5 protein-coding genes are annotated in these 3,107 nt (G+C 35.0%); all 5 read right to left on the reverse strand.

Annotated features, from left to right (window positions below; translation table 11 throughout):
• Positions 1–132: 132 nt before the first annotated feature.
• Positions 133–537, reverse strand: a complete 405-nt coding sequence (locus A5819_RS00420; RefSeq protein ID WP_086353010.1) for a phosphoribosylaminoimidazole synthetase — start codon at positions 535–537, stop codon at positions 133–135.
• Positions 538–547: 10 nt separating this feature from the next.
• A complete protein-coding gene (locus A5819_RS19565; protein WP_254907171.1) occupies positions 548–1,258 on the reverse strand; it encodes a hypothetical protein in 711 nt (236 codons plus the stop codon).
• Between the two features lie 398 nt (positions 1,259–1,656).
• The gene (locus A5819_RS00430) at positions 1,657–2,055 is read right to left on the reverse strand and encodes a barstar family protein (protein WP_086281229.1); all 399 of its coding nucleotides are present in this window, start codon (positions 2,053–2,055) and stop codon (positions 1,657–1,659) included.
• Positions 2,056–2,087: 32 nt separating this feature from the next.
• Complete coding sequence (locus A5819_RS00435; RefSeq protein WP_086281227.1) at positions 2,088–2,684, reverse strand: ribonuclease domain-containing protein; 597 nt, start codon at positions 2,682–2,684, stop codon at positions 2,088–2,090.
• 30 nt (positions 2,685–2,714) lie between these two features.
• On the reverse strand, positions 2,715–3,107 hold a 393-nt coding region (locus tag A5819_RS00440; protein WP_217809024.1), incomplete at its 5' end, for a hypothetical protein.

A 3,107-nucleotide genomic window follows, 5' to 3' on the forward strand; every position in this document is an offset into this window, starting at 1 on the left:
CTATTCAACCCTACATGGTTATGTCTTGGTTTAAATTATAATTTTTTTATGTATACAGTCAGAGTAAACTATACTTAATCAGTTACTCTGACTTTTTTTATCTCTTTGTAACAGACTAGAAATCAAATTAATTTACGTATACTCAAGAAACTCATCAATCTCCTTTTTTCTTTTTAAAAATATCCTTTTGGCTTTGTCTGTTCGTTCAATTAAATCATCGTAATGATTATCTGTTAGCACCATTTCTTTATATCCCCATAATGCACTAATAACTGAGTCTTCCTCATAATTATAATACCACTCTAAATGAACTTGATGATCTATTACTTCAAATAGTTCTGCTGGATACCATGATGGTAAATTTTCATAAGTCCCTATAATCAAATAACCTAAAATATTATTATATATATGTTGCCCATAGATAGTATATATATCGTCTTTTTTCAATGGATATTTCACTTGTTCAGTATCTCTAGAATTATTCATTGTAAATTTGTTCAAACCCTTACCTGTTGTTGATACACATTTTACTTTCATTACTTATCTCCTATTCTTTAAATTTAACATCATCAATTTGGCCAGTTCTGGGATTATATTGATAATGAATTTCATTTCCGTTAATATTTCTAGCTCGCTTTTCCCAGCCATCTGCCGCAGGCCATCTTGGATCGGTATTTTTGCCTTTCAATTCTCTGCCTTCTAAAGGATTACTCATCGCTTCTTCCATTGCCAATTCTTCATCCAAATCAAGCGGTTCATGTCGTCCACCTTTTGACTGTCCTAATCCAGCTTGCTTAGGCAATTCTTTCTCACCTAAAGTTTCTCCTGTTGCGCTATAATAGGTTGTTTTTCCGTTGGTCCGATCAACGCTAATCCTTCTACGACCTAAATTATCAACAACCAATGATCCTCGTTGACCACTTACATTATAATCATTCGATGACCAGCTTTTTGGTAGTCTATTCACCCCATAATTCCTAGTATCTATTCCGTCATCGGTCTGTAAATCCTTCGCACGTGTGTTAAGTCCTATTCCAACTAACCCTACAAATAAACCACCTAATGCTCCGGTTCCTAAAGCTAGAGCAGATTTCCCTGCCACACTAGCAACAGCTTTTCCTGTCAATGCACTTCCACCACTTGCTAAAGTAGGTAGTCCAGTCCATGCCCATATTCCTGAGCTCTTGGTAGAATTTTTCGCACCCGTCCATTTCTTATCCGCTGTATCATACACTATTTTAATTCGGATGTTTGCCATAGCACGTGTTGCTTGCGCACGTTGAATCTGAACTTGATAGCGATAAGCCGCACTTTGATAGTATAACGTCTGACTATACGTCTGATAGCCTACAGGCTGCCCGTTTCTTCCTCGGATATAATTGACACCAACGTAATTGTGCTGCTGATAATAGGTCTGGATTCGAAATTTCCTCTGAAAGTATTTCTAATCGATTCTATTATCTATGTCTTATTTAAACCATAACTTTTTTATGTATATAGCCAGAGTAGACCATAAAAAATAATAACTACTCTGACTCTTACTTAAAATCAACCCTACCTATACGCTTCTAATTCAAACCTCTTAAACCCTCAGATGGGACATTTATATTTTATATTTTAGATATTTGAACAGTAATATTAGTGAGATAAATATTCTTAATCTATAAGATAAAGCTGAAATGATTTCGCCTCCCCATCAACAACAGCTTGCTCTACTTCTGATTCCCAAAATGGTAAAATATATTCACTAAAATCATTCATTATATTTTTCTTTTCACTACTGTTTCCAGACAAAAACTCATCGTAATTATAAATTATTAATACGTATGATGTTTTATTCAGCCAACTTAAATCTCTCATCCAATCAAGATATTCATTAGCATTCCCATCTTGTCCCATAGGTAATTTAAATTTTTCAATCATATCTTCTTTAAAAGTTTGCCACGAATCTATTTTTGATCCATCTATTTTAACGTAATGTGTATATTTATTTAACTCTTTGCATTCAATTTCCTTAAGATCTTTTATTGTTATTTTATGAATAGTATTTTTCAAATCAAATTATCCTCACGTTCTCTATAGTCAATTTATTTTATTTTGATAAATGTTTTGTAATGATCGTCTGTATAATAAATAGAACCATCATTGCCTTTTATAAATCTCTCACCATCCCTATTTTCATTTTCTATTTTATTATTTACATCAAATTCTTCATATTCAATGTCATTACCATCTGAGTCTTCTTCAGGTAACACGGCACTATTATCTCTACCGTCGTTTTTATATTTTGCTCCTGCTTTGGTTCCTTGGGTTTGTCCTGAAACATTTCCACCCCACTTTGCTTTATCGTATCTGTTATATATATATCTAACATGCTCTCCTAGATCATCTAAATTACCATCTTTGATTTTATCATCACGATTATTTGAATTCTCCAGTGCCTCACTAGCAGACTGAAATATCTTCCCTATACCAATAGCATTCTTTGCCCAATCTAACGCACTCTTCGCTTTACCCAGTAACCCTATTGCTCCTCCGCCAGGAATAAAGAGAATTTCATTTTTCATTATTTTAGATTTGCCATATTTCTTCTCAAACTCTTTTAACTGCTCTTCACTACTCTTCTTACCCGTCCATTTTTTTGCCGTATCACAAGCTTTCTTGATTCGAACAGTTGCCATCATACGCGTTGCTTTCGCACGTTGAACTTGTACTTAATAATGATACGCCGCACTTTGATAATACAACGCTTGATTGTACGTCTGATACCCTACAGGTTGACCATTTCTTCCCCGGATATAATTGACACCTATGTAATTGCGCCGTGGAGTATATGATCTTGCCACATAGTTTCCTATATAGTTAATCCCTGAGGCAACCCCGCTCCAAGAACTTGGTGACCGATATCTTGGTGGGACAATCGCATTCCAGACAGTGTTGACCACTCTCTTTACGCCATTCCAAACATTTCTCACTGATCTCTTCACATTATTCCATGCTTTAGACCACCAACCGGCATTTCCACTACGGTCACGGTATTTTTGTGGATTGTTTTCTACGTAAATATAGCGATTTTGACTCTGGGGTTGTTCCATTTTTCCATACCA

Source organism: Enterococcus sp. 7E2_DIV0204 (assembly GCF_002140855.1).
GTDB lineage: Bacteria > Bacillota > Bacilli > Lactobacillales > Enterococcaceae > Enterococcus_L > Enterococcus_L lemimoniae.

Excerpts from the sequence above, each read along its gene's own strand:
- A5819_RS00435 (WP_086281227.1), bottom strand. The coding sequence starts at position 2,684 with ATGATGGCAACTGTTCGAATCAAGAAAGCTTGTGATACGGCAAAAAAA.
- A5819_RS19565 (WP_254907171.1), bottom strand. The coding sequence starts at position 1,258 with ATGGCAAACATCCGAATTAAAATAGTGTATGATACAGCGGATAAGAAA.
- A5819_RS00420 (WP_086353010.1), bottom strand. The coding sequence starts at position 537 with ATGAAAGTAAAATGTGTATCAACAACAGGTAAGGGTTTGAACAAATTT.